General features: G+C 33.2%; 24 protein-coding genes, 1 tRNA gene and 2 pseudogenes. 7 read left to right on the top strand and 20 right to left on the bottom strand.

The annotated features are described in order from the left end of the window. Positions 1-4: 4 nt before the first annotated feature. Positions 5-421 (top strand): GNAT family N-acetyltransferase, encoded by a 417-nt coding sequence (locus AAGD62_RS04030; protein ID WP_083250453.1) that lies wholly within the window; start codon positions 5-7, stop codon positions 419-421. A gap of 51 nt (positions 422-472) precedes the next feature. Here AAGD62_RS04030 and AAGD62_RS04035 read toward each other — a convergent pair. Beyond that, positions 473-1,033 (bottom strand): annotated as a pseudogene (locus tag AAGD62_RS04035) (hypothetical protein); the annotation flags it as partial. A 58-nt stretch (positions 1,034-1,091) separates the two neighbouring features. Here AAGD62_RS04035 and AAGD62_RS04040 point away from each other — a divergent pair. After that, positions 1,092-1,924, top strand: a pseudogene (locus AAGD62_RS04040) (IS5 family transposase). Positions 1,925-1,960: 36 nt separating this feature from the next. Here AAGD62_RS04040 and AAGD62_RS04045 read toward each other — a convergent pair. From AAGD62_RS04045 to AAGD62_RS04055, 3 genes are read right to left on the bottom strand one after another with little or no spacing between them, the layout of a single operon-like run. Then, the gene (locus tag AAGD62_RS04045) at positions 1,961-2,113 is read right to left on the bottom strand and encodes a transposase (protein WP_341812687.1); all 153 of its coding nucleotides are present in this window, start codon (positions 2,111-2,113) and stop codon (positions 1,961-1,963) included. Between the two features lie 19 nt (positions 2,114-2,132). Next, positions 2,133-2,624, bottom strand: coding sequence for an IS630 family transposase (locus tag AAGD62_RS04050; RefSeq protein ID WP_155968340.1), 492 nt, complete (start codon positions 2,622-2,624; stop codon positions 2,133-2,135). A gap of 19 nt (positions 2,625-2,643) precedes the next feature. Next, positions 2,644-2,991 carry an IS630 transposase-related protein gene (locus AAGD62_RS04055; RefSeq protein ID WP_155968342.1) on the bottom strand — a complete coding sequence of 116 codons (348 nt, stop codon included), beginning with the start codon at positions 2,989-2,991 and terminating at the stop codon, positions 2,644-2,646. Between the two features lie 70 nt (positions 2,992-3,061). Between AAGD62_RS04055 and AAGD62_RS04060 the strand changes: the two genes are divergently transcribed. Then, a complete protein-coding gene (locus tag AAGD62_RS04060) occupies positions 3,062-3,241 on the top strand; it encodes a hypothetical protein (protein ID WP_231115869.1) in 180 nt (59 codons plus the stop codon). Between the two features lie 44 nt (positions 3,242-3,285). Here AAGD62_RS04060 and AAGD62_RS04065 read toward each other — a convergent pair whose 3' ends face one another. The 7 genes from AAGD62_RS04065 to AAGD62_RS04095 all read right to left on the bottom strand — a co-directional run bounded on the left by AAGD62_RS04065 (position 3,286) and on the right by AAGD62_RS04095 (position 8,667). Continuing rightward, positions 3,286-3,837 (bottom strand): 5-formyltetrahydrofolate cyclo-ligase, encoded by a 552-nt coding sequence (locus AAGD62_RS04065; RefSeq protein ID WP_155968432.1) that lies wholly within the window; start codon positions 3,835-3,837, stop codon positions 3,286-3,288. Next, complete coding sequence (locus AAGD62_RS04070) at positions 3,821-4,441, bottom strand: oxidoreductase (protein WP_155968434.1); 621 nt, start codon at positions 4,439-4,441, stop codon at positions 3,821-3,823. Before AAGD62_RS04070 ends, AAGD62_RS04065 begins: the two co-directional genes overlap by 17 nt. 103 nt (positions 4,442-4,544) lie before the next feature. Beyond that, positions 4,545-5,690: a SurA N-terminal domain-containing protein gene (locus AAGD62_RS04075; protein WP_155968436.1), complete on the bottom strand. Its 1,146-nt coding sequence runs from the start codon at positions 5,688-5,690 to the stop codon at positions 4,545-4,547. Positions 5,691-5,849: 159 nt separating this feature from the next. Further along, a tRNA-Ser gene (locus tag AAGD62_RS04080) sits at positions 5,850-5,940 on the bottom strand. A gap of 399 nt (positions 5,941-6,339) precedes the next feature. Then, complete coding sequence (ppa, locus tag AAGD62_RS04085; protein WP_155968438.1) at positions 6,340-6,846, bottom strand: inorganic diphosphatase; 507 nt, start codon at positions 6,844-6,846, stop codon at positions 6,340-6,342. A gap of 59 nt (positions 6,847-6,905) precedes the next feature. Then, on the bottom strand, positions 6,906-8,162 hold the full coding sequence (locus tag AAGD62_RS04090; protein WP_155968440.1) for a hypothetical protein: 1,257 nt from the start codon (positions 8,160-8,162) through the stop codon (positions 6,906-6,908). Positions 8,163-8,361: 199 nt separating this feature from the next. Next, positions 8,362-8,667, bottom strand: coding sequence for a hypothetical protein (locus AAGD62_RS04095; protein WP_341812688.1), 306 nt, complete (start codon positions 8,665-8,667; stop codon positions 8,362-8,364). Positions 8,668-9,442: 775 nt separating this feature from the next. Between AAGD62_RS04095 and AAGD62_RS04100 the strand changes: the two genes are divergently transcribed. The 4 genes from AAGD62_RS04100 to AAGD62_RS04115 all read left to right on the top strand — a co-directional run bounded on the left by AAGD62_RS04100 (position 9,443) and on the right by AAGD62_RS04115 (position 13,551). Next, positions 9,443-9,640, top strand: a complete 198-nt coding sequence (locus AAGD62_RS04100) for a hypothetical protein (protein WP_155968442.1) — start codon at positions 9,443-9,445, stop codon at positions 9,638-9,640. 147 nt (positions 9,641-9,787) lie between these two features. Next, entirely contained in the window at positions 9,788-11,026 is a 1,239-nt protein-coding gene (locus AAGD62_RS04105; RefSeq protein WP_341812689.1) for an IS256 family transposase, read from the top strand. 270 nt (positions 11,027-11,296) lie between these two features. Then, positions 11,297-12,196 (top strand): DMT family transporter, encoded by a 900-nt coding sequence (locus AAGD62_RS04110; RefSeq protein ID WP_155968446.1) that lies wholly within the window; start codon positions 11,297-11,299, stop codon positions 12,194-12,196. A 98-nt stretch (positions 12,197-12,294) separates the two neighbouring features. After that, entirely contained in the window at positions 12,295-13,551 is a 1,257-nt protein-coding gene (locus tag AAGD62_RS04115; RefSeq protein ID WP_341812778.1) for a UDP-glucose/GDP-mannose dehydrogenase family protein, read from the top strand. A gap of 17 nt (positions 13,552-13,568) precedes the next feature. On the opposite strand, the gene AAGD62_RS04120 is transcribed toward AAGD62_RS04115, so the two are convergent. The 9 genes from AAGD62_RS04120 to AAGD62_RS04160 all read right to left on the bottom strand — a co-directional run bounded on the left by AAGD62_RS04120 (position 13,569) and on the right by AAGD62_RS04160 (position 25,460). Further along, complete coding sequence (locus tag AAGD62_RS04120; protein ID WP_259348915.1) at positions 13,569-14,771, bottom strand: MFS transporter; 1,203 nt, start codon at positions 14,769-14,771, stop codon at positions 13,569-13,571. A 70-nt stretch (positions 14,772-14,841) separates the two neighbouring features. Continuing rightward, the gene (locus AAGD62_RS04125) at positions 14,842-15,894 is read right to left on the bottom strand and encodes a threonine aldolase family protein (RefSeq protein ID WP_006280070.1); all 1,053 of its coding nucleotides are present in this window, start codon (positions 15,892-15,894) and stop codon (positions 14,842-14,844) included. Beyond that, positions 15,891-16,940 (bottom strand): threonine aldolase family protein, encoded by a 1,050-nt coding sequence (locus tag AAGD62_RS04130; RefSeq protein WP_265032125.1) that lies wholly within the window; start codon positions 16,938-16,940, stop codon positions 15,891-15,893. Before AAGD62_RS04130 ends, AAGD62_RS04125 begins: the two co-directional genes overlap by 4 nt. Further along, the gene (locus AAGD62_RS04135) at positions 16,924-18,717 is read right to left on the bottom strand and encodes an ABC transporter ATP-binding protein (RefSeq protein ID WP_213863486.1); all 1,794 of its coding nucleotides are present in this window, start codon (positions 18,715-18,717) and stop codon (positions 16,924-16,926) included. The genes AAGD62_RS04130 and AAGD62_RS04135 overlap by 17 nt, the downstream gene beginning before the upstream one ends. Further along, positions 18,718-19,707, bottom strand: a complete 990-nt coding sequence (locus AAGD62_RS04140; protein WP_155969548.1) for a phytanoyl-CoA dioxygenase family protein — start codon at positions 19,705-19,707, stop codon at positions 18,718-18,720. It abuts the gene before it with no gap. A gap of 4 nt (positions 19,708-19,711) precedes the next feature. Further along, positions 19,712-21,388 carry a WG repeat-containing protein gene (locus AAGD62_RS04145; RefSeq protein WP_155968452.1) on the bottom strand — a complete coding sequence of 559 codons (1,677 nt, stop codon included), beginning with the start codon at positions 21,386-21,388 and terminating at the stop codon, positions 19,712-19,714. Continuing rightward, complete coding sequence (locus AAGD62_RS04150) at positions 21,349-23,676, bottom strand: glycosyltransferase (protein ID WP_213863487.1); 2,328 nt, start codon at positions 23,674-23,676, stop codon at positions 21,349-21,351. The genes AAGD62_RS04145 and AAGD62_RS04150 overlap by 40 nt, the downstream gene beginning before the upstream one ends. Next, a complete protein-coding gene (locus tag AAGD62_RS04155; RefSeq protein ID WP_211908264.1) occupies positions 23,633-24,586 on the bottom strand; it encodes an NAD-dependent epimerase/dehydratase family protein in 954 nt (317 codons plus the stop codon). The genes AAGD62_RS04150 and AAGD62_RS04155 overlap by 44 nt, the downstream gene beginning before the upstream one ends. 124 nt (positions 24,587-24,710) lie before the next feature. Beyond that, on the bottom strand, positions 24,711-25,460 hold the full coding sequence (locus tag AAGD62_RS04160) for an NTP transferase domain-containing protein (RefSeq protein WP_213863488.1): 750 nt from the start codon (positions 25,458-25,460) through the stop codon (positions 24,711-24,713). Between the last annotated feature and the right edge of the window lie 16 nt (positions 25,461-25,476).

The raw sequence follows: 25,476 nt of genomic DNA on the forward strand, positions 1-25,476 counted from the left end.
AGAGATGAAAATAGAACACACCACATCACCAAGTAGCAAAGACATTGAATTCCTACTCAAAAAGATTAATGAAGAAACCGTTGATAAAGGTACGTGTAACCCATTTGCTTTTTTTATTCGCGATGATACTGAACAAATTATTGTAGGTTGTAGCGGTTTTGTTATCTATGGTTCAATTTACACTGACTTGCTTTGGGTGCACTCTGATTATAGAAGAAAAGGTATGGGAAAGCAGCTAATGGAAGAAGTTCATGATTATGGTCGTGAGATGCACTGTAAAATAGCAACCGTTGCAACCATGAATTTTCAAAAAGCGAAAGTATTTTATGAAAAGCTTGGGTATAAGTGTGATCTTGTACGTCCAGGGTATGTTAACATGTATATTTTTGAAGAAAGTGTTGTGAGATGCACTGTAAAATAGCAACCGTTGTAACCATGAACTCTAAAATATTTAAAGAGCCTACTAATATCTTTAAGGTAAATGTTCATGTGATTCCGCAGAATAATTCTGTTTTTTGATTCTATCTGTCCATTTATCATTTTCTATATCTTTTTTGTTGGTTGCTTTTTTTTCTTGCTCAACAATTGCCTTATCTATCTCCTTATGAATTGCATCAATTGCATTAATCGCACCTCCTTTTTTGTATACTTCGCTTTTCCCTTCAATAATTAACTTAATAAAAGTATTTACAACAGACTGCACTTGATTATGATTAACCTGACCTTTTGTCAAAGAAGGTAAAGAGCCTAATTCCATCAATACTTCTGGTGCTGTTTTATCTTGAGTGGAAAGTCCTAAATTATCTGCTACTTTACTTATTAATAACTCTCTGTGTTCTTTATTATCTTCCAATTTAGCATAATCACTCAATAGATCTATAACGGTAGATACTCTGACTTCAACAACATCATCAACATCTTCATCTTCTAGAGCAACTCCTGACCCCAATAACCTCTCTCTGAGATTTTCGCTTAAAAGATTGATAAATTCTTCATTTGCATCTGATCCTGTGGTTGATATTGTACCATCTAGAGGTTGTCCGGAAATAAGTAAAAGGCTATAATATCTGAAATTTTAGTACGGGGTAAAGATGAGAAAAAAGTATCCAACAGATCTAAGCGAAAGGGAATGGGCAAGAATAGAAAAACACTTCAGAGTATCATACAAGAAAGGAGGAAGGCCGCCAAAGTATAGCAAAAGAGAAATATTAGAAGCAATTTTCTATGTATTGCGTACAGGGTGTCAATGGCGGTATTTACCAAATGATTTTCCGCTATGGAAGACTGTGTATGAGCAGTTCAGGCAATGGAAGAAGCAGGGAATTTTTGAGAAAATGAATTATGAAATTACAAAATATAGTAGAAGAAAAATAGGAAGGAATGAGCAGCCGAGTGCCTGTATAGTAGATAGTCAATCTGTAAAGACTACAGAAAAGGGGGGATCAAAGGCTATGATGGAAGTAAAAAAGTAAAGGGTAGAAAAAGGCATATAATTACAGACACTCAGGGTTTTATACTAGGTTGTTACGTAGGCGCTGCTAACGAAAATGATAGAGATGGTATTAAAATAGCATTAAACAATATGAGAACAAAATATACTAAAGTTAAAAAAATGTGGGCTGACATGGGATACCAAGGAAGAAATTTAAAGAATCACATAAAGGAAGAATATGACATAGATATTGAAATTGTTAAAAGGCCTCCATGTAGATTTTGGGTGCACAAAGATACGCCACCTGAGCTACTACCAACAAGAGAACAAGGGTTTAAAGTACAGCCAAGAAGATGGGTTGTAGAAAGGACTTTTGCTTGGGTTAATAGGAATAGAAGGCTATCGAAGGAGTATGATTTACTCACAACATCCACTGAGAATTTCATATACCTAGCTATGAGTAGGGTTATGTTAAAGAGGGAATATGCTTGAATTTACTAGTTTCCGGACAACCTCATATAGTATTTTCTAAAATGAATGATAAATTTCCATTATGGTATTACCAACCAAAAGTTGTAAGTCTGTATATTTATGCATTAAAGGTCTGAGGCGGCTTTTGATGGTATTCCAACAATGCTCTATAGGGTTCAAATCTGGTGAATATGTTGGTAGATAGAGCAAACGGCATCTATAGTATTTTCTAAAATGAATGATAAATTTCCATTATGGTATTACCAACCAAAAGTTGTAAGTCTGTATATTTATGCATTAAAGGTCTGAGGCGGCTTTTGATGGTATTCCAACAATGCTCTATAGGGTTCAAATCTGGTGAATATGTTGGTAGATAGAGCAAACGGCATCTAGCATTATCTATTAACTCCTTTGTTTTGGGAGTTTTATGGAATGTGGCATTGTCCATAACTATTGTAGTACCATGTGGCAATTTAGGTAATAACATCTTCTCTAACCATGTATTGAATACCTCTTTGTCACACCCACCTTTGAAAGTCATTGGTGCAATAAATCTCTTTCCAATCCACCCGCCTATTATACTGATTCTCTCTCGTTTTCTTCCTGGAATATCTGCATAAATTTTCTTTCCTATTGGAGCACGTCCATACTCTCGGTATAACCTATTATCAACTCCTGCTTCATCTATATATAAGATGCTGGAATGGTCTATTTTTGAGATTTTATCGGTAAATCGCTGCCTATCTTCTTGATTGCGCTCTTGATATAGTGTAACTTTTTTTTAAAGTAATTCTTAGCTGTTTCAGCCTATACCAAATTGAATTTATTCCAAATCCAAGATTTTGTTTCATCTCTGCCAGCGTATGATCTGGATTCTTTTTAACATATTCTTCGAGTATTTTTGGGTCTATTTTTCGAATAAAGCTGCCGTTTTTCGATGGCCTTAGGCTTTCACCAGCGGCTTTCTTTCTTAACCAGCGGTACAGAGTTGCTATTCCTATCTCCAAAAGCTCTGCCACCTCAACCTTTGACTTCCCTTTTTCTATCATCGATACTGCCCTTTCCCTTAAATCCACACTATACGCCATTATAACTCAAATAGCTTATTATACCTTTATCATTTACTTTGGGAAGTACTATAGTACTCATGAGGAAGACATGGAGAAACTTGTAGATTTTATGAGCGAATTTCAACCTGCAATTATGGCAATTGGTAGTGACATAAAAGAGGTAGAACAAAAAGTTAATGAGAAAGCTCAGGAAATGAAGCCAAATTCTCACTTAGGTATTTCAAGTGCTGCACGAGTTAGTGAAGGAGGAATCACAGGACCGAGTTGATGCATTTTTTTACGCAAAAATTACTATCAGAAAGTGGGGTTACGCTACTCCTTTTTATCCACTTTTTTGAGCAATCCACTTCCACATCTAACACACATCTCAGTGATTATAATATCCAATTTTTGATCATGTTTTTCTACAGGTAAATCTTTACAATATTGTTTCTCATAGGCTACACCTATAAATATTTTTCCAAGCGGCCGCAGTTTTTCTATCATTGTATCATACCAACCACCGCCAAAACCCAATCTATTAAAATGATCATCAAAAGCAATAACAGGAGTAATGATTGTGTCGGGAATTACATCTTCATTTGTTTCGTTCCATTCCTCAAATTTTAGTAACTTATTTTTATTAGGAATTGCTACTTTATAATCTAAATCGAGTAAACTATGCATCAAAGGCACAACATCTATTTCCTCATCCATTGGAATGTAAGCTGCTATTGTTTTGCCTTTAACGTAGCTTAAGTTCTGATTAAAGAGATTAATAAGGGAATTTGCCGCATAACTGGAATAACTTTCATCAATATCTTTTCTTATAGCTCTATATTGCTCTCTTATTTCCTTTTTGTGCTGTTTAATATCTTTGAACATGATCTATCCATTTCGCAGTAAGTTTTTCTTGTAAACTATTTTGCTTCAAGCGCTCACTTAAAAAATCAAAGTCAATAAATTCCATATCCTGGTCTTGATTACTGCAGCTATAAACAAAACTCCTTTCTCCTGTTTTCGCATTTATATGCTGCTGCACACACTGAGCGCAGATTTCTTTCATCATACACTGCATAGGAGAATTAACTGACGATATTGCTATATGACTTGACTTCAGATATGGCTTTAAAATTGTTTTTCTAGCTTCATTCACAGCTTTCATCATTTTATCAGAACCAATAGTGATAATTTTATCTATAACGTTCAAATTAATACCTAATCTTCCTTGTTGATAAGAGACTATTGCATCAACTATATTACCATGAAAGGATTTATCTTGATCTCTGCTTGTTTCTATCAATCCTTCTTCACATGCCCAAACTACTGCATTTGATGCACGCTCTATCAGTGCTCGTTTAAATACATCACTTAACTTCTTATAGCCAGCGAAGTACAAAACCTTGTTATTATTTTCAAGACATGCCTTCCCTATCGAAAATAACACTGCATTTCCAACTCCACCACCAATTAGCATTATATTCTTCATGTGCTATTTTAACTACATTTGTTCAAATTTTTTGAAATTTTATAGAACAAAGTAATTTATATAGTTCTATACACAAAGACAGAGACAAGGACACTCTCTGACTTCAACTATACCGATAACTGATAGCTGCATTTTTACGCATATCATCTAATAACAAGTTGCTTTGTATCATAATCTTTTGTTGGTACATTTTCTGTTTGATTGCTTCTATACCCGCTACATTACTCTTGATATCACACAACATCATCAACTTTGCAGTGCCATTTTCTCTCAATTCTACTATTTCATTCACACTTGTTTTACTAAATAAAATCTGTAAATCAGGATTTAAATCTCGCATTTTTATTTCAAATTCTTTTGCGTTTGGCAGCTTAAAATTATCTGCTAATTTATCAAAATTTAAACAATTAACTTTTTGCTCCTTGAGATTATCTAATAAACTTTCTGAACCTTCAACCACAATCTGTTTTAATTTTAAAGTGCTTTCCAGCAGTGCATGATTAAGTTGTACTTTATCTATTACTTTTATAACGGAGTAACCTTCACTGAAACTGAATGGACCTGCTATGTCGCTGGTTTCTAATCCTTCTAAAACGCTCTTGAGTTTTCCTTTTAGCTGACTTAAATTAACTGTTGCTTTACGCATCTTTATTGGAGATTCTGGGTTATTACTGTTGCGTAATTTTTTTACTAAATCTTCAGCTATACCATAAACGTCCTTGTCTTTTTGATCAGGAATTATAAACTCTTGGAACGTGATAAGATAATCCGGCTTTTCTGTTTGCCTTTTTACATCATCTACTTCTTTATCGCTTATATTAATAAATGGCACAATTCTTACTTCAATAATTTTGCTCCACAGTAACTGACATTTTATTTGTTTTCTTAAAATACCAAGATCTATATTATGCTTCTCTATGTATTGATCAACTTCATTAGCCTTAAGTTTAAAACTTTGGGTTAAAAATAACATAATAGCATTATCTAACTCCTCGTTGCTCAATTTTATATTCAGCCTCTGTGCTTCATTGATAATGATAATTTCGTCTATTAGCTCCCTAAGAATTTGAGGCTTTGCTTCTTTTTGATTAACACTTTGAGTGCCAAACAATGAATTTATAAAGTTGATGCGTTTTTCGATATCTAAATTTGAAATTGGTTCACCATTTACATCTGCAACAATTTCAATCTCGGTTGCAAGCAACCTAAGTGGCAACACTATTAACAGTAAAATTAGTATTCTATACATACAAGCAAAGTTGTTTAGTTAATGACCAATTCTATAATAAATACTGAGTCAATGCTAGCCAACTTTTTAATAGTTAAAGATGGAAATAAAAAAAACATTACAATAAGATCAGGTAAACAGGCTAATATAGCGAATTTAAACCGTGCTAAAAACAGTATACGGAAGGAGAGGGATTCGAACCCTCGATACGACTTTTGGGTCGTATAACGGTTTAGCAAACCGCCGCCTTCAGCCGCTCGGCCACCCTTCCAAATTTAGAACCTAAAGATTATATAATACCAAGACCTCTACCACCTGTCTAATGCTTTTAATTGCAATATTTGTATCTGTTCAGATGCATGGCTAATGCTGAAACAAAAATTCCAGTGCTCCCTTTCTTGTCATCCCAGTGCCCAGACACTGGGATCCAGGATTTTGATTAGCACTAAGTTGGTGAGCATATAAGTGTTATGTTAAAATATAACGTTTTTACGGAAAGTCTGGATCCCAGTGTCACGCACTGGAATGACATCGTTTACTATGTGCCATATTGCAATGTTCGTACAGTTGTGCGCGGTATAGATTCCGCTAACAAGTAGCGGAATGACGAATTTGTTGTTTTTCAAATTGTGGGCAAACCTAAGCCACTTTAGCTATAAATCAATAAAAACTAATTTCTGCTTTTTTCAATGATTTTCTTTGCTTCTTCCACACCAACCCATTCTCCAACTGCTACCGTTTTTCCCTTTTCTAGATCTTTATAATGAGAAAAGAAATGAGTAATTTTATCTAGTAGGCTTTTAGATAAGTCAGAATAGTCCTTTATATTGTCATAATAGCTATCAACACTGGAAACAGGCACTGCTAATATTTTCTCATCTTCTCCTTTTTCATCTTTAGTGAGTAATGCGCCTATTGGACGTACCGATATTAAAACACTAGATGCTAAGGGAAATTGAGTTAGCACCAAAACATCCACAGGGTCACCATCACCTGCGCAGGTATTTGGTATAAATCCATAATTGCAAGGATAAGTCATTGAGGTAGATAAAAATCTGTCAACTTGTAACAACCCAAGCTCTTTATTAAATTCATACTTTACAGGTTCAGCATTCGCACTTATTTCAATTACCACATTCACCGCATTTGGTACCGCTGTTATTTTACTTAAATCCATAAATCATCTCTTAACTTAAGAATAAGCATTATACAATATATGCTTTTAAGTTGCTACATTTATGTAGTTCTAAGCTTGTTTTGCACGGGCTGTCCTAAATTTTCATTCGTCATCTTATTGACTGTTGAAAGTGGTGGTTCCTGTGATAATTGAAATAAAGCATATACTATTACGATAGTAAGCACTGCAGCAATTACTAGATTAGCAAAATTATCCTGTGGTAGGACACCTTTTATTGGATTAAATAATTTTTGCTCCATAAGGAAATAATCAGCAACAGATAACCCAACAGATAATACAAACATACCCAAAATAAGTTTACAGGCTGTATTTTTATGGTTCTTTTCTTTTTTCTTGCTGACAATGAAATTTGACCTACATTTATTCTCTTTTTGTGGCACTGAGTAGTATATATTTTTAGGGTTTGTTACTAATTGTTCAAATTCATCACTATTCTGGTTTTTTAGCAATTGCTTCAAGGTTGGTCCAATGCTTTTAAAGGTTGGAAAATTTTGATTATTTTGATCTGCCAACATATTAAATGTTCTGTTTAGGCTACCTATCTTTTCGCGATTCAGCGTATATTTAGTGGCTCTATTTTGATCTTTCAGATTAATACTTTGCAGTAATCCAGCTAAATTCGTTATATATGTGAGAAAGACCACGTTATCTATTATTGGTAAATTTTCTTTTTTTATCGACTCTTTGTGATGTTCAGAAAGCTTATGATAGTCGACAAGTATAGAAAATAACAACACTACATCCTTGTCTACTTTTATGTCTTGATGAATAGAATAATAGCTGCTGATAACGCACTTATTTAATGCAAATTCTCTATCGTATTTATTTAATGTAGTTTCTTCATCTAGCACCTTTCTAACACCAATGAGTACTTTACTTTCAAAATCTTTTTCTGTTTTAAATATTGGTTCTCTCTTTGGATTTGCTAAGATGTTAAGTAAATCTAATTTTCTTCCATCTACTACTTCATTTATATATTCATTTAACTCAGACCCTTTAATAACTTCATATATTTTATCTATGACATCTTTAGTATTCAGGTTATTGTTTTCACTAAGTATCTTATAAGCTTGAGCATAAATTAAAAACAGCCCTTGTAGACTAAATTTTAAGTTAAAATATTTATCTAATGGTTCCTCTTTTTTTCTAATGAATTCAGACAAACCAAAATGATTTCTGTGATCCATAAAACGATCTAAGTCAGCATGTTGAAAGCTACCTAAAAAAATAAATAACGTCTCTAATAAATTACCCTTACCAACAATTTTTATTAGTTCTTCAATTTCTTTTATCATTGCTGAAACCTATTATGTTCTACTTTATAGTATAAGGGATACATGGCAAAATAGCAATAAATGTTATTAGACTTCTTGCATAACCCAAACTAAGTAGAAAAAGGTATAGCTATACCGCCGCGGCACTAACAAGAGATCCCGCTAACACGCAGCGGGATACTATCTACACCGTCATACCGCGATTCATTCGCGGTATCTCTTAGCCGCTAACAAGCAGCGGGATGACGAGACTTATCTTTATGCCGCCGCGAACCGTCATACCGCCGCGGTATCTCCAGATCCCGCTAACAAGCAGTGGGATGACGAGACTTATCTTTATGCTGCCGCGAACCGTCATACCGCCGCGGTATCTCCAGATCCCGCTAACAAGCAGTGGGATGACGAGACTTATCTTTATGCTGCCGCGAACCGTCATACCGCCGCGGTATCTCCAGATCCCGCTAACAAGCAGTGGGATGACGAGACTTATCTTTATGCTGCCGCGAACCGTCATACCGCGATTCATTCGCGGTATCTCTCAGCCACTAACAAGAGATCCCGCTAGCGGGATGACGGTTGTCGTTTAGCCATAAATATTTAAGAAATTTACCAAATGAAAAAAAAGGCAAAAGAAGCCCCGTGGTTGGCTAATTACTTACATTATACTTTCAAGTATGGTGTTTTTTTATTCTAAACACTTAATAACCGCGATTTAGCTGCTTTTAAGCCGCAACTAATCTAAATTATAAACGTTAAGAAATTTACTAAACAGAAAAAAAGGCAAAAGAAACCCTAGGGTAGCTAGTTATTCACTATCCATTTTTTAAGTTGGCGTTTTTTAATGTTTTAAATGCTTTATAAGCGTATTTCAGCTTGTGTAGGTAAAAACCCAGAAATTTGATAAAGACATAGAGTGCACATAGTGCAAAAAATTAAACATGAGACGCCAGATACGTGAGTTTTTTTGTCATTTAATCTGTACAGAGAAGATAAATAAATAGCTTCAGTTTCATGATATGTATAACAATGTTACAAAAAATAATATCATAGAATTCAATAGGATAATTCCTAGAAAACCCCTACATACTAAAAAAAGCAAAATGCTGTTAAAATGAGCTTAAGAATAAATAGCAAACATCTAACATAACAATTCTATTTGTAAATCAGGTGAGACTTATCCTATAGAAAGCTTTCGAACTACGCAAGCGTATCTTTTGCCTTTAGTATTTCTTTAAACCTGCTGCAAAAGAGTAGGAATGGTTATAAAATAGGGAGGTATAGCAAGAGAATAGAGAGGGAAGATGAGCTTAAACTACCATAATCTAAAAGAACATCCGAGAAATTTTCGAGATGTAACAGGTTTGAAAATAGAAGAATTCGAAAAGGTTGTAGAAAAAGTGCGCCCAGAGTGGGAAAAAGTTCAAGAACAGAAGAAATGCCATGGAAGAACGTCAAGATTGCCTGTATTGGAAGATAAAATACTCTGTATAATTCTATAGACCTGCTGCAAAAGAGGAGATATTTAAAGAGAGATGTAGCAAGAGGGAATGAGCTTAAATTATCAAATCAACGTTAGGGAGTGTTAAATAAACTGTGTCAAACCGAGAAGTAAAGTAGTAAATTGATAAAAAAATGGAGGTTTGACAATGAGTCAAAAAATAGCAAACAGAACTACCGGTTTGGTAGACTATAAAGAATTAGAAACAAATATCTTATCATCTATACGAGAAGGAAGACCATTGACGGGAAGAGATGGTACATTAACACCATTTATAAAAAAACTGCTAGAGGTGAGCCTGGAAGGTGAGATAGAAAATCATTTGTCGGCTGAAAGCGAAGAAAACAACCGAAGAAATGGAAGAAATTCAAAGACTTTACGGACAAGTGCAGGTTCATTTGAACTATTGACACCAAGAGATAGGGAAGGAAGTTTCGAGCCACAAGTAGTCAGAAAAAGGCAAACAAGCCTACATCCCGAACTTGAAGCAAAGGTTTTAAGTACATATGCCAGTGGCATGGGATATAGAGATATAGCATCGCATGTAGAAGAAATGTATGACCATAAAATATCTGCAGCAGAGATATCAAGTATTACTGACAAATTGTTACCGATAATCAACGAATGGCGCAGTCGTCCGCTGCAATCTGTATATCCAATAGTGTTCATGGATGGCATGTTTTTTAAGGTCAAGGAGGATGGGCATTGTGTAAGCAAATGTATGTATAACATATTAGGTATAGATCAAAATGGCAGAAAAGAAGTTTTGGTTTTTTATTTGGCTGAAAGTGAAGGAGCTAATTTCTGGTTGGGAGTACTAAATGACCTAAAAGAGAGAGGAGTTGATGATATTCTAATAGCTTGTGTTGATGGTCTAAAAAGCTTTCCCACAGCTATAAATAGTGTATTTCCCAATGCAGAAGTACAGCTATGTATCGTACATCAAATAAGGAATTCCCTAAAATATGTATCGAGCAAAGATGTAAAAGTTTTCATGAATGATTTGAAAAAAATATATCGTGCTACAAGTAAAGAAATAGCCGTAAATTATTTACTTGAACTGGAGGAAAGATGGGGAGAAAAATATCCGTTAGTTGTGAAATCTTGGCAGAATAATTGGGAAAATTTGTCTAGTTATTTTAAATATTCTGGCCCTGTGAGAAAGTTAATTTATACCACAAATCCTATTGAGGGACTACATAGACAGATCAGAAAATTTACTAAAACCAAGGGCTCATTTACTAGCACAAATGCCTTGTATAAACAGGTATATTGTGCTATAAAGAAGGCAGGAGAGAAATGGACTATGCCTATACATGATTGGGCTTTAACTATGTCTCAACTTGATATCTTTTTTCCTGGCAGGTTAAAAATTGAGTTGAACTGAAAATGCGGTTTGACACAGTTTATTTAACACTCCCCAACGTTATTCTACTTTACCTCACTAGCATTTTCCTTACCTTGAGCCTTACTATTACTCACAAATACAAACGTTCGTTACATAGCTCTTAATATGTCTACAGAGACGAAATTTCCCGAATTATTTATAATGGACCCTTACGATCACATTCTGGGGACGTACATCAGAAAACTTTTATATTATTAGTTTTGTAGTAAAATTATATGAGTACATCGTATCTATTAAATCAGAAGCTTTATGGATTACAGATTGAGAGCTTATTTGTTTGGGGTTATCTGGTTTATACTTAGCTTACTTAGTAGTGTAGCTAATGATACTATATCAAAATATCTAAGTTTACATCTTCAGAGTTTTGAAATAATTTTTTTCCGCTTTCTGTTTACCACTATTACCCTTGTACCTTTTATGTTTTACTATGGAATAGAAACTTTTAAAACAAGTCAAATATCTACTCAAATAACCAGGGGTGGATTGTTGTTTTGTGGAATGACCTTATGGACTTACGGGTTGACTGTTTTCCCCATAGTAACTGCAACGATTATAAGTTTTTCTATACCATTATTTGTTATACTTCTTGCAATCCCTTTGCTAAACGAAAATATAATTTGGCAAAGATGGATAGTAACTGTTATTGGCTTTGTTGGTATTGCTATTACTACCAAAGCTCATAGTGAAGATTTTAATCCTAAAATTCTTATTTTTATTGTATCTGCATTGATCTTTGCTATATTAGACATACTTAATAAGAAACTTGTAATAAAAGAGTCAGTAATAAGTATGTTATTTTATTCAGCTCTAATGACAACTATTTTTTCTACTCCACCTTTGTTATTTTGTTGGCGTGTGCCTTCCTTGTTGGAATTAGTATTACTGCTGATTTTGGGAATTAATTCAAATCTAATTTTGCTCTTTATGTTAAAAGCTTTTACTCTTACTGATGCTACTGCACTTGCACCTTATAGATACATAGAGCTAATAATTTCTGCAATAGTAACATACATTATATTTAATGAATTACCTGATAAAAGTGCTTTATATGGTACTTTGATATTAATACTATCAACCTTATTTATAGCTTATTCGGAAGGTAAGGCAATTAAGAAAAATAATGTAACAATAAAAGTTTATAATTGTTAATGGTATTTATTTTAGATGCTAAGCTATATTTTTAAGGTGATAATAAAATGCACATAACTATTATAGGAGTAGGGTATGTAGGATTAGTATCTGGTACAATGTTATCGGAGCAGGGCCATAAAGTTGATTGCATTGACATAAATACTGAGAAGATTGAACTTTTGAAATCAGGGAAAATTCCTCTATATGAACCTGGATTAGCAGATTATTTAGAGAATAATATAAAGTCACAAAGGATAAGATTTTTCGATTCGTATTTTCAAATAAATCCCAATACAGAAGTAGTATTTATAACTGTAGATACTCCATCAGACTCCCTAGGAAATGCAAATTTACAGAATGTATATAATGCAGTAAGTGAAGTTTCTGAGAGAGTTAATCAAGATTGCTTAATAGTGATAAAGTCAACTGTTCCTCCTGGTACTGCAGAAAATATATATAATTATTTATCTAATAAGGGCTATAACTTTGATTTGGGGGTTAATCCAGAGTTTCTCAAGCAAGGCTCTGCAGTATCAGATTTTTTATACCCAGATAGGATAATAATAGGAGTAAAAACTAAGCTAGCTAGAGCAAAACTAGAAGTTATATATAGATCATTTATAGATAAGAATATTCCGTTAATAGTCACTGATACAGTTACTGCTGAAATGATTAAATATGCTTCTAATGCTTTTCTAGCAACAAAGGTTGCTTTTATCAATGAGATGGCAGGTTTATGTGAGCTATTAGGAGCAGACATTGACCTTTTAGCTAACAGTATGGGAATGGACCATAGAATAGGTAAGGAATTTCTCAAAGCTGGTCCAGGATTTGGAGGATCATGTTTTCCTAAAGATTTGTCAGCTTTAATAAGGCTTGCTGAAGATCACAATGTCAAGCTACAAATTTTAAATTCAGTTAAGGAATCTAACTATAATCATATAACAAACATTGCTAAAAAGGTAGAATATGTATTAAATGGAGTCCAAAATAAAAAAATAGCAATATGGGGGCTAACTTTTAAGTCTGGTACTGATGATGTAAGAAATAGCCCAGCTATAGATATTGCACAATTGTTAGTGAATAACAAGGCTAAAATTACTGCATATGACCCAATGGGGATGGATAATGCTAGGCAAGTTCTAAAGGATATAGAATACGCGGACAATGCTATAGGGGCTGCAAGGGACGCGGAAGCCTTGTTATTGTTAACGGAGTGGAAAGAACTTAAAAATCAAGATTTTGCAAGTTTAAAGAGTATTATGGCTGCACCTAATGTTTTTGATTTCCGTAATTTATTAGATAGCGAGCTATTACTAAGATATGGTTACCATGTTTATTCCTTGGGTAAAAAATCTATCTACAAAGTTTAACTGTTGAGAAATTTTTTTTACACCGCTTTACTTAGTTTTTTTAGATCTTTGCTTGATAGTATGGAAAAGCAAACGAGTGCAACAACAGAGCAAATGGAAAAAAATGAAAACATAATACTGTTACCACAGTGCTTAACAAGTACTCCTAAGAGCACGCATGAAAATATTGAACTTGCAATATACCCAAATAATCCTGTTAAGCTTACAATTGCACATACATTATTTTGTGGAGCAATTTCTACAGCTATAACACCTGTCAGTACTTGCACTCCAAATATAAAGAATCCTGATAAGATTGCACAAAGGTTCATAAGAATTATGTTTTGACCAAAGTTCATTGCAATAAAAGTGAGTGCTATACCCAACATATAAAGTGATGCCAGCAAGCTTCTATTTTGAAAGAAGTACATATCACTAATTCTTCCTGTTATTAAAGTTCCAAGGATTCCACCTAAATCATATACGCCTGTTATTAGTGAGGATTGTACAAGAGAAATTTGTAATTTATTCTTTAAAATTATAGGAAACCAAAAGAAGATTCCCATTTTTATAATATAAGCACAAAAAGTAGCACAACATAGAAACCATATGGAACTTGTTACCTTGATACCTATTTGAGATTTCTGCACCTTATAATAGGTAGTAAAGTTGGCACTTTCTTTGTAATATGCCTTTAATATTATATAAATTCCAAAAAGTAAGCATAAGAAACCAGAGTACAAAAATGCACTTTTTGCATTATATATTTTAATTATACTTGGTAATACAATTAAAGTAATACAAGAACCAAGTTGCTGAGATGCGCTCATAACTCCCCATGATGATGCAATTGAAGAGATGCTAGAGTTTGTAACCATAAACTTGGTAATAGCTGGCCAACCTAACCCTTGTGTCCAAGCTAATAATATTAATGTTAACAGTAATAAAGTTAGATTATTATATGATAAAGTTATACCAATGGTTAATAATCCAGTTGCAATATTGCATAGCCCAAACATAAATAATGGATTATTTTTGGAGTCCATGATTATTCCATTAACAAATTTTGATACTCCATAAAAAAAAGAAAAGCAGGCAAAAAAATAGCTTAATTTTACATGGTCAGTATCTATTAACAGTGGTAGAGCAATTGGTATACTTTGTCTTGATAAATAAAGCAGCATATATCCACAGAAGAATAGTAAATATTGAAAGAAGACAAAGTTCACACCTATTCCCAAATAGCTCTATGCAGATGCTAGCATAATACTATATTGGTATAATATTGTTTGACAAGAAGTTTGCAAACAATTAGTGCAGAAAATTACTTAGTATCTTTCTTATAGCAGATACAGTAGTATTAATATCTTCATAGCTTATATCTCTATGTGTTATAGCTCTGATTTTACCTTTGATGTTAGCCATTCTAATTCCATAATTTGTCATTAGTACGTTTATTAATTCTTGAGTAGATATACAATTAGTACGTAATGAAAAATACGCTATATTAGTTTTATACAGGTCGATATCAATTATAACTTGATCTATGGAGTCTAGGCCTTCTATAAGGTGCTGCATTTTTTTATGATCTTCTTCTAAAGAATTTACATTATTACGTAGAGCATATAAACATGCAGCTGAAATAATGCCAGCTTGGTGCATACCTCCGCCAATTTGAAACTTATAGTACCAAGCTTTTTCAATAAAATCTTCACTTCCAAGCAATATTGCGCCCATTGGAGCACCTAATCCTTTACTAAAATCAATGAATACCGAATCAAAATAACTTGCATACTCCTTTGGAGATATTTTAGTATGAGCACAAGCGTTGAACAGTCTTGCTCCATCTAAATGAGTGAATACGTCATTCTCTTTGCAGAGACTTGAGATCTCTTGAATATATTCTAAAGGCCACACAGCTCCACCACCAAAATTTGTCGTTTGCTCGATAGAAACAAGCCCAACTCTCGGAATATTTCTTAAACTAGGACGAGTAATAAACTCAACAATTTGTTCTCCAGTAAATATTCCTCTTGTACCTTTGATGGGCAAAGGAGTAGCATGTGCCTGGGCTGCGATCAAGCCAGATTGTACTATGAGTGGATGTGAAGTTTCATCAAGCAGCAAGTAATCACCAGGTCTTTGAATGTGTACTTTATAAGCAATTACATTGGACATCGTTCCTGAAATCAAAAAGATTCCTGCAGGTTTACCTAATATTTTACATGCGGTTGCCACTAATTCGTTCACAGTTGGATCTTCACATGCAGCTTCGTTTCCAACTTTTGCTTTAGCCATCGCTTCCCTCATTTTAGCTGAAGGGTCAGTGTTTGAATCGCTAAAGAAATCTATTTTTACTCTCATATTAAATTTAACACAACCTCCTTTATAATTTCAGCAGCTTTCATGATGTCTGTTTCCTTTGTGCCAAGATGGGTAACTGCTCTTATATGAGACTCGAGCCAAGGAAAAAGCAATAAACCATAAGCTTGGCACTTACTCAAGAAAACCTCATTAGTTACATTTAGTGCTTTTATACTAAAGCTTACTATATTAGTTTCTGGATAAGGTAGTACCAGTTTTATGTGTGGAATTTCCTTAATCTTGTCTGCAAACAGTTTGGCGAGTTTATTGTCTTCTTTAAGCCTAGAAATATTGTTCTGTAGTACATACTTTGCTGCATTAGCACAATACCCTATCTGATGATAACCACTACCTAGCCAAACCTGTAGCTTTTTAGCCCTTTCAATTATCTCTCTTTTACCCATAAGCATTGAACCAAAAGGAGCTCCAAGTCCTTTGGTAAAAGAAAAGCTCATTGTATCCACATATTTAGCATAATCTGCTAAAGCAATATTTGTTTCGACATGAGCATTAAATATTCTTGCACCGTCTAAATGAAGATTTACATTGTGAGCTTTTAAAAAGTGATATAACTCGACTTGTTTTTCAAAAGGATAAATTTTACCATTAAACCCGTTTATACTATTTTCTATAGAAACAAGACTCACCTGAGCAAAAATTTTGTACCTTGGCTTAGAATTAATAGCATATTCTACTTCAGCAACATCTAAGATTCCGCTATTATTTCTAATACAATTAAATACGATATTATTTACTTTTGCATTGCCTGCACTATCGAAAAAATTAACGTGATAATTATAATGAGTTATTAGTTCATCACCAGGACTTATTTGACTGGCAATGGCTAATCTATTTGCAAGCATACCGCTGGTTACAAATAATGCTTCTTCTATCTTGAATAATTGTTTGCAATATTCTGATAAGTCATTACAGCTTTTGTCTTCACCATAAGCAAAATCTCCAACAGTTGCATTACTTATTGCATGTATAACCTTGGAGCTCTGCAGAGTTGTAGTGTCACTTCTCAGATCAATAATTTTTTCCATCTTCTTTTTTGCCATTCAAACAACCAATTTGAGCATTCCAAAGTTCTTTGTAAAGACCTTGCTTAGAAACTAGTTCAGCGTGTTTACCATCTTGGACAATTTTTCCTTTGTTAAATACTAGAATTCGGTCCATGTGTAAAAGTGTAGAAATACGGTGTGCTATAGTAATCGTAGTTTTATTTTTCATCAATTTGAATAAACTCATTTGAATTGTTTTTTCTGTTATAGAATCTAACTGACTAGTTGGTTCATCGAGAAATAATATTGGAGCGTTTTTTAAAAATGCCCTTGCTATTATTATTCTTTGTCTTTCTCCTCCAGATAGCTTGATGCCTTTTTCTCCAACTGTAGTTCCATATTGATCTGGTAGAGTCATAATAAAATCGTGAATACCAGCCAGCTTTGCAGCTCTCATTATTTCTTCGATAGTAGATTGAAGTCTACCATATATGATGTTTGCTAAAATAGTATCATGAAATAACAATGGGTCTTGAGGTATTACAGATATTTGTTGCCTCAAAGAACTCTGTGTAACTTCTGATACTATTTGATTATCAATCTGTATATTACCTTTTTTAACATCAAATAGCCTTAGGATTAAGTTTATAAAAGTAGATTTACCACCTCCAGAACAACCAACTAGACCTACTTTTTCGCAAGGATTAATGGTAACTGAGAAATCTTGAAATAATGACTCCTGACCTTCATAAGAAAAAGAAACATTATTAAACGTTATTTTTCCACTTAATAAATTTAATTCTTTAGCATTTTTCTTATCTTGAATTTCTGGTACGGTAGTTAAGATTGGCAATGCATCTGAAACTTTGCCGAAATGAGTAGAAAATTGGGTAAGATTCCTAGTTAGATGGTTAAGAAACTCTATAATCGATATATTAATTCCAAGTACAAGAGCTATATCTCCTATTGCGATCTTGTTCAATTGATAGTCATAAATTAAAAAGTACAAGTTTACTGCTTGGAGTATATCAAATGAATAGCCATATATAAACCAAAGACAAAAGTATGCCCATTGTAATTTTCTCTCTGCAATAGTTCTTTTCTTGCATATTTGAAAAAATTTGTGTCTCTCATGTGCTTGCTGAGAAAATAGCCTTACTGATATAACATTTAAAATACTATCTGCTATACTAGCTATTACTTGTGAATTTTGTTTAGAGTAATTATCAGCTAGTTCAGTAAGTACACGAAAGCTGAAAATCGATACTAAAATAAAAATGCTTACCCAAGTGAATGTAGCGATTGCAAATTTTATGTTTACTAATGATAAGGTATAAATAGCTAAGACTAATGCTATGCTGTAACCGAAAAAACAATCTATAAGCAATCTTATTAACTCTATCACACTATCCATTAAGTTACTGGCCTTATGTACTAAACTTCCGGATAAATTGTTCTGATAATAGGAATGGTCTTGTTGGAGTAGCCTACAAAAAGACATATCAGCTATTTTTTGACGCATTAAGGTAAACATTCGAATGTCAACAAAATAGCCATAGAATCTAAAAGCAGTAGTGATAAGTAATGCCATACCAAGATAAGCGCTTACAGGTAATAAAAGATTTTCAATTACATTACCTTCCTGATATTTTACAGCTGTATCTAGAATATTTTTTACTAAATACTTTCTAAAAGACAAATCAACAGCTACTACCAGGGCAACTAAAGACATTATAAGTACATTAAGCTTGAATTTAGATACTATATTCAAGATGAACATCAATACACATTTGAAGCTATCAACTCTACTTCTGTTCATTTACAATGCTAGCTCCACTACGTTGACTTTTTTATTGAGAAATACAAGTAGTGAAAACCATAAATTTTTGTATATTTTTCCTGAGATGTCTCCAGCATCATGTAGTGCTGATGCTCGATTCAGAATAAGTAGCTTATATAAATCTCGCTTAGCCTCAGTAGTGTCGATCTCAGAAATATTTGTAGTTGTGTCTGTAATAAAGGCTAACCAGCTCTTGATAAGTTCTTCCATGTTTTTTGCTTTTACACTTTCCTGGTAGCCAAACAATGACAAGCATTCTCTCAGTACAGATTCTGTTAACTCACCACAATTGAGTATACCAAAAACTGAAGGCTGAGGTTTTGGCACATAGGGAAGATCTTGATCTTTTATAATCCACCTTGTTACATAAGCAAATCTATCTTTAGCATCTGTATTCTTATCACTACCATGCCATAACCGTGAATCAAAAACTATTGCATCTCCTGCTGAAATAGGTAATGACTTGATTTTGTAATTTTCCCGATTATTTGAGTACTGATCAAAAAAATATGGGTACCAAAAATCAACTAAAGGCTGTATTTCCCATTTATGACTGTTTTCTATAATTTGCAGTGCACCTGAAGTTTCACTTACATTATTCAAAGCTAACCAAACAGAAAAGTGGTAAGGATCATTGAAACTATAGGAGATGTCTTGGTGGAAGGGAACTGCATCTATTAAATCAGCAGTTTTACATATAACATTTGATTTTTTCTGCAGTATCTGACACTGAAGTGACTTTTCAAGGTAATTTTTAATAATTTCATCTAATGCTTGAGAGATAATTCTAGTTACTTGAGATGACGTGCCCCATCTGCCGGTACAGTTTAAGTAGTCAGAAGTTGAAACACTTAGTTCTTGGGATAGCTCTGATATCTTATTTGTTATATCACTTAAAGACTGAGTTATTAGCTTTAAAGGAACCAGATTTTTGATAATAAAAAAACCATTTTTTTGTAGTATTTCCATATGATTAATACCTGACATCAATGACTGATAAGTAATCTGTTAAAGGCACAACAGCAAAAATTTTGAATCCTTTTACTTGTTTTAATATTTTTTCCCAATCGCTTAATGTTCTTAGTTTACCTCCTGTTTCAACCATTACATTAATATCTACAGAGCCTCCAGTTGGAGAGCGGTAATCTAAAATAGTTTCTATCAATAAAATACGAGATATTCCTTTGACCAATTTTAAATAAGATAATACTTTATCATCATCATAATGCTGCAGAAAGCGGCAAAAGACACCTAATTCATAATTTGTAACTGATAGTTCTTCCTGAGTTATAAGTTTGACTTTTAAATTTTCTACTAACTGTCTTGGTACTTTATGTTCGTTATATAGGCCTATAGAACCTTTATTGTGTATATCAGAATAAGCAAGAAATAAAGAGTGTACACCAAATAGAAATATATTCTTAGCACCATCTATATTAATCCTAGAATTAAACTCTTTAGTATCAAACCTAGAATATCCTAGCAATGCTTGGTAAAACGCTATTTTCTTATCTTCTGATGCTTCTCTTTCCTTAAAAGATTCAAATGAAGAGATGGACTTCTGTTTTAGTATATCGGCAATCTTTAACCAATTCTTTTCAGCGGCAACTCTTGCCCACATCGTTGCTGCTTTTGGCAAAAATGGTATTTCCTTAAAACACTTACCTTTTGATGATAGTTGCCATAAGTCCTTGTCCTTATCGTAATCAATAAACCCTATTTCCCACAACGCCCTTAACAGCCTTTCTAGATTTGGTACGATAATGTTTAACTTTTTAGATAAAACTGGCATAGTTGCAGGTAAAATATTTAACAAATCAAGTTCAATAGCAACGCTTGTTAGGTAAGTTTTCCAAAAGGCTGAAAGTTCTGCAGAAATCCTATGCACTTGAGATTCTTTACCTAAATCAAAAATACTAAACTTTACATTTCCGGTAATATCGATTTGTTCTAACACACCTTCAAAAGTTTCAACTTTTGCCATCCCATTATAAAATGCTTCTACCATTTTAAATCTCTGCTGGTAAATAGGATCACCATTAATATCTATATGAAACCAACCATGTTGATCTTCTGCAATAGAATACCCTTTATGAAAAACATTAAGTTTTTTATACCATTTATTATGTACTAACTTTCCATGATGATTAATATGTGTAGCTTTACTATCCTTGTAGACTACAGCGATACCATCCTTAAAATCTCCAACATAATCATATTCCTCCTGATAAATTCTGTTGCCATTTAAATTAATATGAAAACATTTATCATGTCTTCTAACTACACAAGCATCTTCCTGATAATTTCCAATCCATTGATAAGACTGTTTGTATACTCTACATCCAGATGGATCAATATGGTAACACCCTGTATCATCTTCTACGGCTGCTCTATTAAAGTAGAATCCAAAAGTTTTCAGAAATCTATTATGATAAACTGCTTCTCCTCTTACATTGATATGATAAGCACCTGTCTGATCATAAACCGGTGCAAGACCAGGCTCATGAAATTTACCAACCTTTATAAACCTATTTTCATACAAAGGATTTCCTAGCAACTCGTGAAACCTCTCACACGGTGAAATTTTAATAGATTTAAGATTATCTTTGATTAATTGATCAAAGGTTTTCTCATGTTGCATGTTTTGCATAATTTATAATTTAAATAATTCTTTTGTAAGCTTAGGTACTCACTACTCTGCCATATTTCCTCGAGTTTAATCTCATTAACATTACCAAAATTTCCTAATGTCTTACGGAGTTCATCTGGAGCACAGCAAGGACTAAACTTTCCTTTATTGTTTATCCATGCTTCTTTACCTAAAAATGGGCATTGACCACCTGGAGCCAAATCCTTAATACCTTCTTGAGAAAGGATTGTGAAATTTTCTAATTTTATCTTTTTACCATTTGGCAATAGAATATTATCTCTAAGTTCGTATAACCTTCTCACCTCCGTGTTCCATCTACTAATTGCTAACTCATCTCTTCTCATAGATAGATCCTTAATTTCCTCAAAATGTGCCCAAAGATGATGTCCTTTAACTCTATCTATGCCGTTTTTTATGGCCATCTTAACTATGTCATAGAGTTCATGTAAATTACTTTCCAAAAATGTTAATTGTAAAGTAACGGTACACCTTTCACCTGTATCGCTAAAGTATTTATCTCTAACTTCAAGGAAAGTTTTTAAATTTTCTGTCACTACTTCCCATTTTGAACCTTTCATGATTCTTTCATGAGTTTCTTTAGTTGCCCCATTCCAGGAAATCTTAACATCAGATAAAATTGGTACCAATAGTTCAGCCCATTTTCTAGCTCCTTTAATGGGAAAAGAACCATTGGTTGTGAGGTTAAGCTTAAGACCGAACTCATGGCACAAATTGATTATTTCATCAAAGCTTTTATACATTAAAGGCTCACCCATAGTAGAAGGAATGATTTCCCTTAAAGGTGTTCCAGCTGCTTCCTTAATTACTTTTCTGATAGTTTCTATCGACAGTATCTTAGGTTTTATTCCTTTAGCTTTCTTTTCTTCTTTAACTTTGCTGTATGGTGAAAAACATTCGCACATTATACAAGCAAAATTGCAGTAATCTGGATTAGTATCAAAAGTAATTCTCCAAGGACCGGGTTTCACAGCTACTGATTTGCCTTTCTTTTCAATAGCATTACGGTAAATCTTGTTAAGTTTCTCAATATGCTCACTCATAGAAGGTATATTCCCATTTTCAGTATAAGGATAGCCTTTTTGGGTAAGTTTATTGTATAATTCCTGATTTGTAGATAGGACTTGCATTTTTTCTGACAAACTACTTGCATCTCTGTGCTTAAATAATAGTCCATCTCTTACATATTCTGCCATACCACCATAATCGGCTGTTATAACTGGTATTCTAAGTTGCTGTGCTTCATGTATTACTAATGGTGAATTTTCACCCCAAATTGAAGGAACGACTATTGCATCAACTTTATTAAATACGTCAGTAACTATATTCTTATTATCATAACTTCCCATCCACTCTATTCTTTCTTTAACAACAGGTGAAAACTGATCGGCAATCGCTTTTAAAGCTTTAGTTTCTTCTCTTGCTGCTCCCCAAATTCTAAGTTTTGCTTTAGATGATAAGTGAGAAAAAGCTTTCAATAATAGATTAACACCTTTTTCGGGAGTATGAGTACCAATATAACCGAAAATAAACTCTTTTTCTTGTGCTCTATTTCTATTCTTAAGACGATTGAGATCAAAACCATAATCAAGATAAGAAATTTTGTTTATCGGAACATAAAAATCCTGAGTAAATTTATCCATCAAGAATTTCGATGGGGAAATAAAGTAATCTATATAGTCTATTATTTTCCTTGTGTGCTTCATTCTAGTTGCAACCCATTGTTCCCAATAATTTATGTCTAAATTCAGGAATTCTTCATCTCCTGTAAAATATCCTTTGTAACATTGAGTTGCACATTTTTGATCCTTTTGTCCATCACAAAGCCGTAACAAATCTTCAGAATTGCGTTGAATAAACCTTCCTCTTGGACACATTAACCAAAAGTCATGTAGCGTAAAAATTGTAGGTATATTTTCTTTAAAAGCAATTTCTGGTAAAGTAATTGATAGATGATTAAGATGACCAAAATGTATAAGATCTGGCTGAAAGTTATCTATTACTCTTTTAAATTGTATATCTACTTCTTCATTGATAAATTTGTAACGATATTTAGCTGTGGGTATATTAATTAAATGCAGTAAGATTCGAGAGTCACTACTATCTAGGACTGTAGTGTAATAAAAATCAGGTAAAAAGCTATTTTCATACCTAGTAAATACTTGTACCTCATTGTTATTTGCTAGTTCATGAGCAAGAGTTTGGCTATAAACCTCTGAACCAGCACTATAATAAGGAGGGTAACCATGAATAACTTTTAATATTTTCATATATTACCATATCTATATTGTTAGGATATTCTTGTGTATTGTTTTGTAGACTTTTTATAAATTTACTTAATCCTACTTCTAATGAATGTTTTGGAGACCAACCAAGTAGCTCTTTAGCTCTAGTAAAATCACCATGAAACTTAGTTACATCAAAATTTCTTGGAGGATAAAAATCAATTCTAGAATCACTTTTCGTGACTTTTAATATTGTTTTTGCTAAGTTTTCTAAAGTACATGGGCTATTAGTAGTAAGATGAATAGCAGGAAGAGAAGATTTTTCGCTTTGTAAATATTTAACAGTTAAGCATATACCCTCTATAACATCATCCAAATAGGTAAAATCAAAAACACATTCTTTACCTTCTATTTTAATTGGATCACCTCTTAATGCATTAATACAGAGTGCAGGAATTACTCTACTGTTATGATCTAGTAAACCACCGTATACATTTGAAAAGCGTAATATTGCTACATTAAAATCTTTTGAACTTGTTATTTGTTCCTCAATAAATGCTTTACCTTTTGCATAATTATTTATTGGATCGATACTAGCAGATTCTGTAACTGGCAGTTCCTTCTGCTCTCCATAGACTTCCCTACTACTTGCATATATAAACCATGGTTTATTTGGAAGTGACTTACATAACCCTAAAAACCGCATTGTACCATCAACATTAATTTTTTGACACAGTGTAGGATAAAGTTCACCATGTATAACTCTAGAAATTGCAGCCAGATGAATGATTCCTGTACACTGAGCAAGTAGTGGTACTATATCTTCTGAAAAAAAACTGAGTGGATTATCGCGAAACCTAATATCGCAGCTTATTACTTCATGGCCTTGGTTTTCTAACTTTTTCACCAAGGTTGACCCTATCAAACCTGCAGCACCTGTTATTAATATCCCCATGTATACCCTCTACTACAACTAGGAAAATTTGTCATACCAATTATCTTACAAGTAAGAATTAAAGGGTATTATAAAACCAGTATAAAACAAATGTCAACTTAAATTAATGAATAAAAAAATGTAGTTATGAAAGAAAAGTTGGCTGCCTTCTTTCTTGAAAATAGTGTTCGGCTTTAATCAAATCCTCCTTATTATTTACTCCCATTGCTTCTCTTTCATCAGAAACTACATAACCTACACTCAAGTTATTGGTTGCTGCAATGGGCACTATATCATTAAGACAATATTCATTGGTCGAATTATTAAATTTTATTTCTTTTACTAAGGTAAAGAGATCTTTAGCATATGAAACCATTATTCCAGAGTTTGCAAGAAGCATTTTATCTCCATTTTTTAGGATTTTTTGAACATTTCCGTAATTATCAATTACTAATCTTCCATATTGTTCATCTTGACTATTGAATCCAAGAAGAACTAAATTATTATACTTTAAACAATCAGTCATTTTCATAACTGTATCGCTAGATATAAAAGGAGTGTCTCCATACTGTATTAAAACTATGTCTTGATCAGATAACTCCTCCAGATTTTCTAGAGCAATTTTAACTGCAGTGCCAGTACCTGTAATATCTTCTTGCATTATTAGTTTTATATTGTATTGATCGATTATACTTTTTAGGGTATCAAAGTTTTCTAAATCTTTTAGAATGGAGTTGTTAACAACAATTGATAAGCTTTTTAGACTCAGCAATTTTGCATTAGAAATTATATGTTCTAAAAGAGTAAGATTTCCCACTTGGTGCAACGCTTTTGAATATTCAGAATTCATTCTACTGCTCTTTCCTGCTGCTAATATTATCAAAATGTTACTCATACATGACTTAGGGATT

The sequence above is a fragment of the Wolbachia endosymbiont (group A) of Eristalinus aeneus genome (genome assembly GCF_964026915.1).
Lineage (GTDB): Bacteria > Pseudomonadota > Alphaproteobacteria > Rickettsiales > Anaplasmataceae > Wolbachia > Wolbachia pipientis.

Bases quoted from the DNA above. Each gene is read 5' to 3' on its own strand.
- AAGD62_RS04145 (WP_155968452.1), bottom strand. From the start codon at position 21,388: ATGCAAAACATGCAACATGAGAAAACCTTTGATCAATTAATCAAAGAT.
- AAGD62_RS04160 (WP_213863488.1), bottom strand. From the start codon at position 25,460: ATGAGTAACATTTTGATAATATTAGCAGCAGGAAAGAGCAGTAGAATG.
- AAGD62_RS04150 (WP_213863487.1), bottom strand. From the start codon at position 23,676: ATGAAAATATTAAAAGTTATTCATGGTTACCCTCCTTATTATAGTGCT.
- ppa (WP_155968438.1), bottom strand. From the start codon at position 6,846: ATGGATTTAAGTAAAATAACAGCGGTACCAAATGCGGTGAATGTGGTA.
- AAGD62_RS04075 (WP_155968436.1), bottom strand. From the start codon at position 5,690: ATGTATAGAATACTAATTTTACTGTTAATAGTGTTGCCACTTAGGTTG.
- AAGD62_RS04030 (WP_083250453.1), top strand. From the start codon at position 5: ATGAAAATAGAACACACCACATCACCAAGTAGCAAAGACATTGAATTC.
- AAGD62_RS04140 (WP_155969548.1), bottom strand. From the start codon at position 19,707: ATGGAAATACTACAAAAAAATGGTTTTTTTATTATCAAAAATCTGGTT.
- AAGD62_RS04100 (WP_155968442.1), top strand. From the start codon at position 9,443: ATGAGCTTAAACTACCATAATCTAAAAGAACATCCGAGAAATTTTCGA.
- AAGD62_RS04095 (WP_341812688.1), bottom strand. From the start codon at position 8,667: ATGAATCGCGGTATGACGGTTCGCGGCAGCATAAAGATAAGTCTCGTC.
- AAGD62_RS04130 (WP_265032125.1), bottom strand. From the start codon at position 16,940: ATGGAAAAAATTATTGATCTGAGAAGTGACACTACAACTCTGCAGAGC.
- AAGD62_RS04090 (WP_155968440.1), bottom strand. From the start codon at position 8,162: ATGATAAAAGAAATTGAAGAACTAATAAAAATTGTTGGTAAGGGTAAT.
- AAGD62_RS04055 (WP_155968342.1), bottom strand. From the start codon at position 2,991: ATGGCGTATAGTGTGGATTTAAGGGAAAGGGCAGTATCGATGATAGAA.
- AAGD62_RS04070 (WP_155968434.1), bottom strand. From the start codon at position 4,441: ATGAAGAATATAATGCTAATTGGTGGTGGAGTTGGAAATGCAGTGTTA.
- AAGD62_RS04115 (WP_341812778.1), top strand. From the start codon at position 12,295: ATGTTATCGGAGCAGGGCCATAAAGTTGATTGCATTGACATAAATACT.
- AAGD62_RS04135 (WP_213863486.1), bottom strand. From the start codon at position 18,717: ATGAACAGAAGTAGAGTTGATAGCTTCAAATGTGTATTGATGTTCATC.
- AAGD62_RS04105 (WP_341812689.1), top strand. From the start codon at position 9,788: ATGAGTCAAAAAATAGCAAACAGAACTACCGGTTTGGTAGACTATAAA.
- AAGD62_RS04155 (WP_211908264.1), bottom strand. From the start codon at position 24,586: ATGGGGATATTAATAACAGGTGCTGCAGGTTTGATAGGGTCAACCTTG.
- AAGD62_RS04125 (WP_006280070.1), bottom strand. From the start codon at position 15,894: ATGAGAGTAAAAATAGATTTCTTTAGCGATTCAAACACTGACCCTTCA.
- AAGD62_RS04065 (WP_155968432.1), bottom strand. From the start codon at position 3,837: ATGTTCAAAGATATTAAACAGCACAAAAAGGAAATAAGAGAGCAATAT.
- AAGD62_RS04060 (WP_231115869.1), top strand. From the start codon at position 3,062: ATGGAGAAACTTGTAGATTTTATGAGCGAATTTCAACCTGCAATTATG.
- AAGD62_RS04110 (WP_155968446.1), top strand. From the start codon at position 11,297: ATGGATTACAGATTGAGAGCTTATTTGTTTGGGGTTATCTGGTTTATA.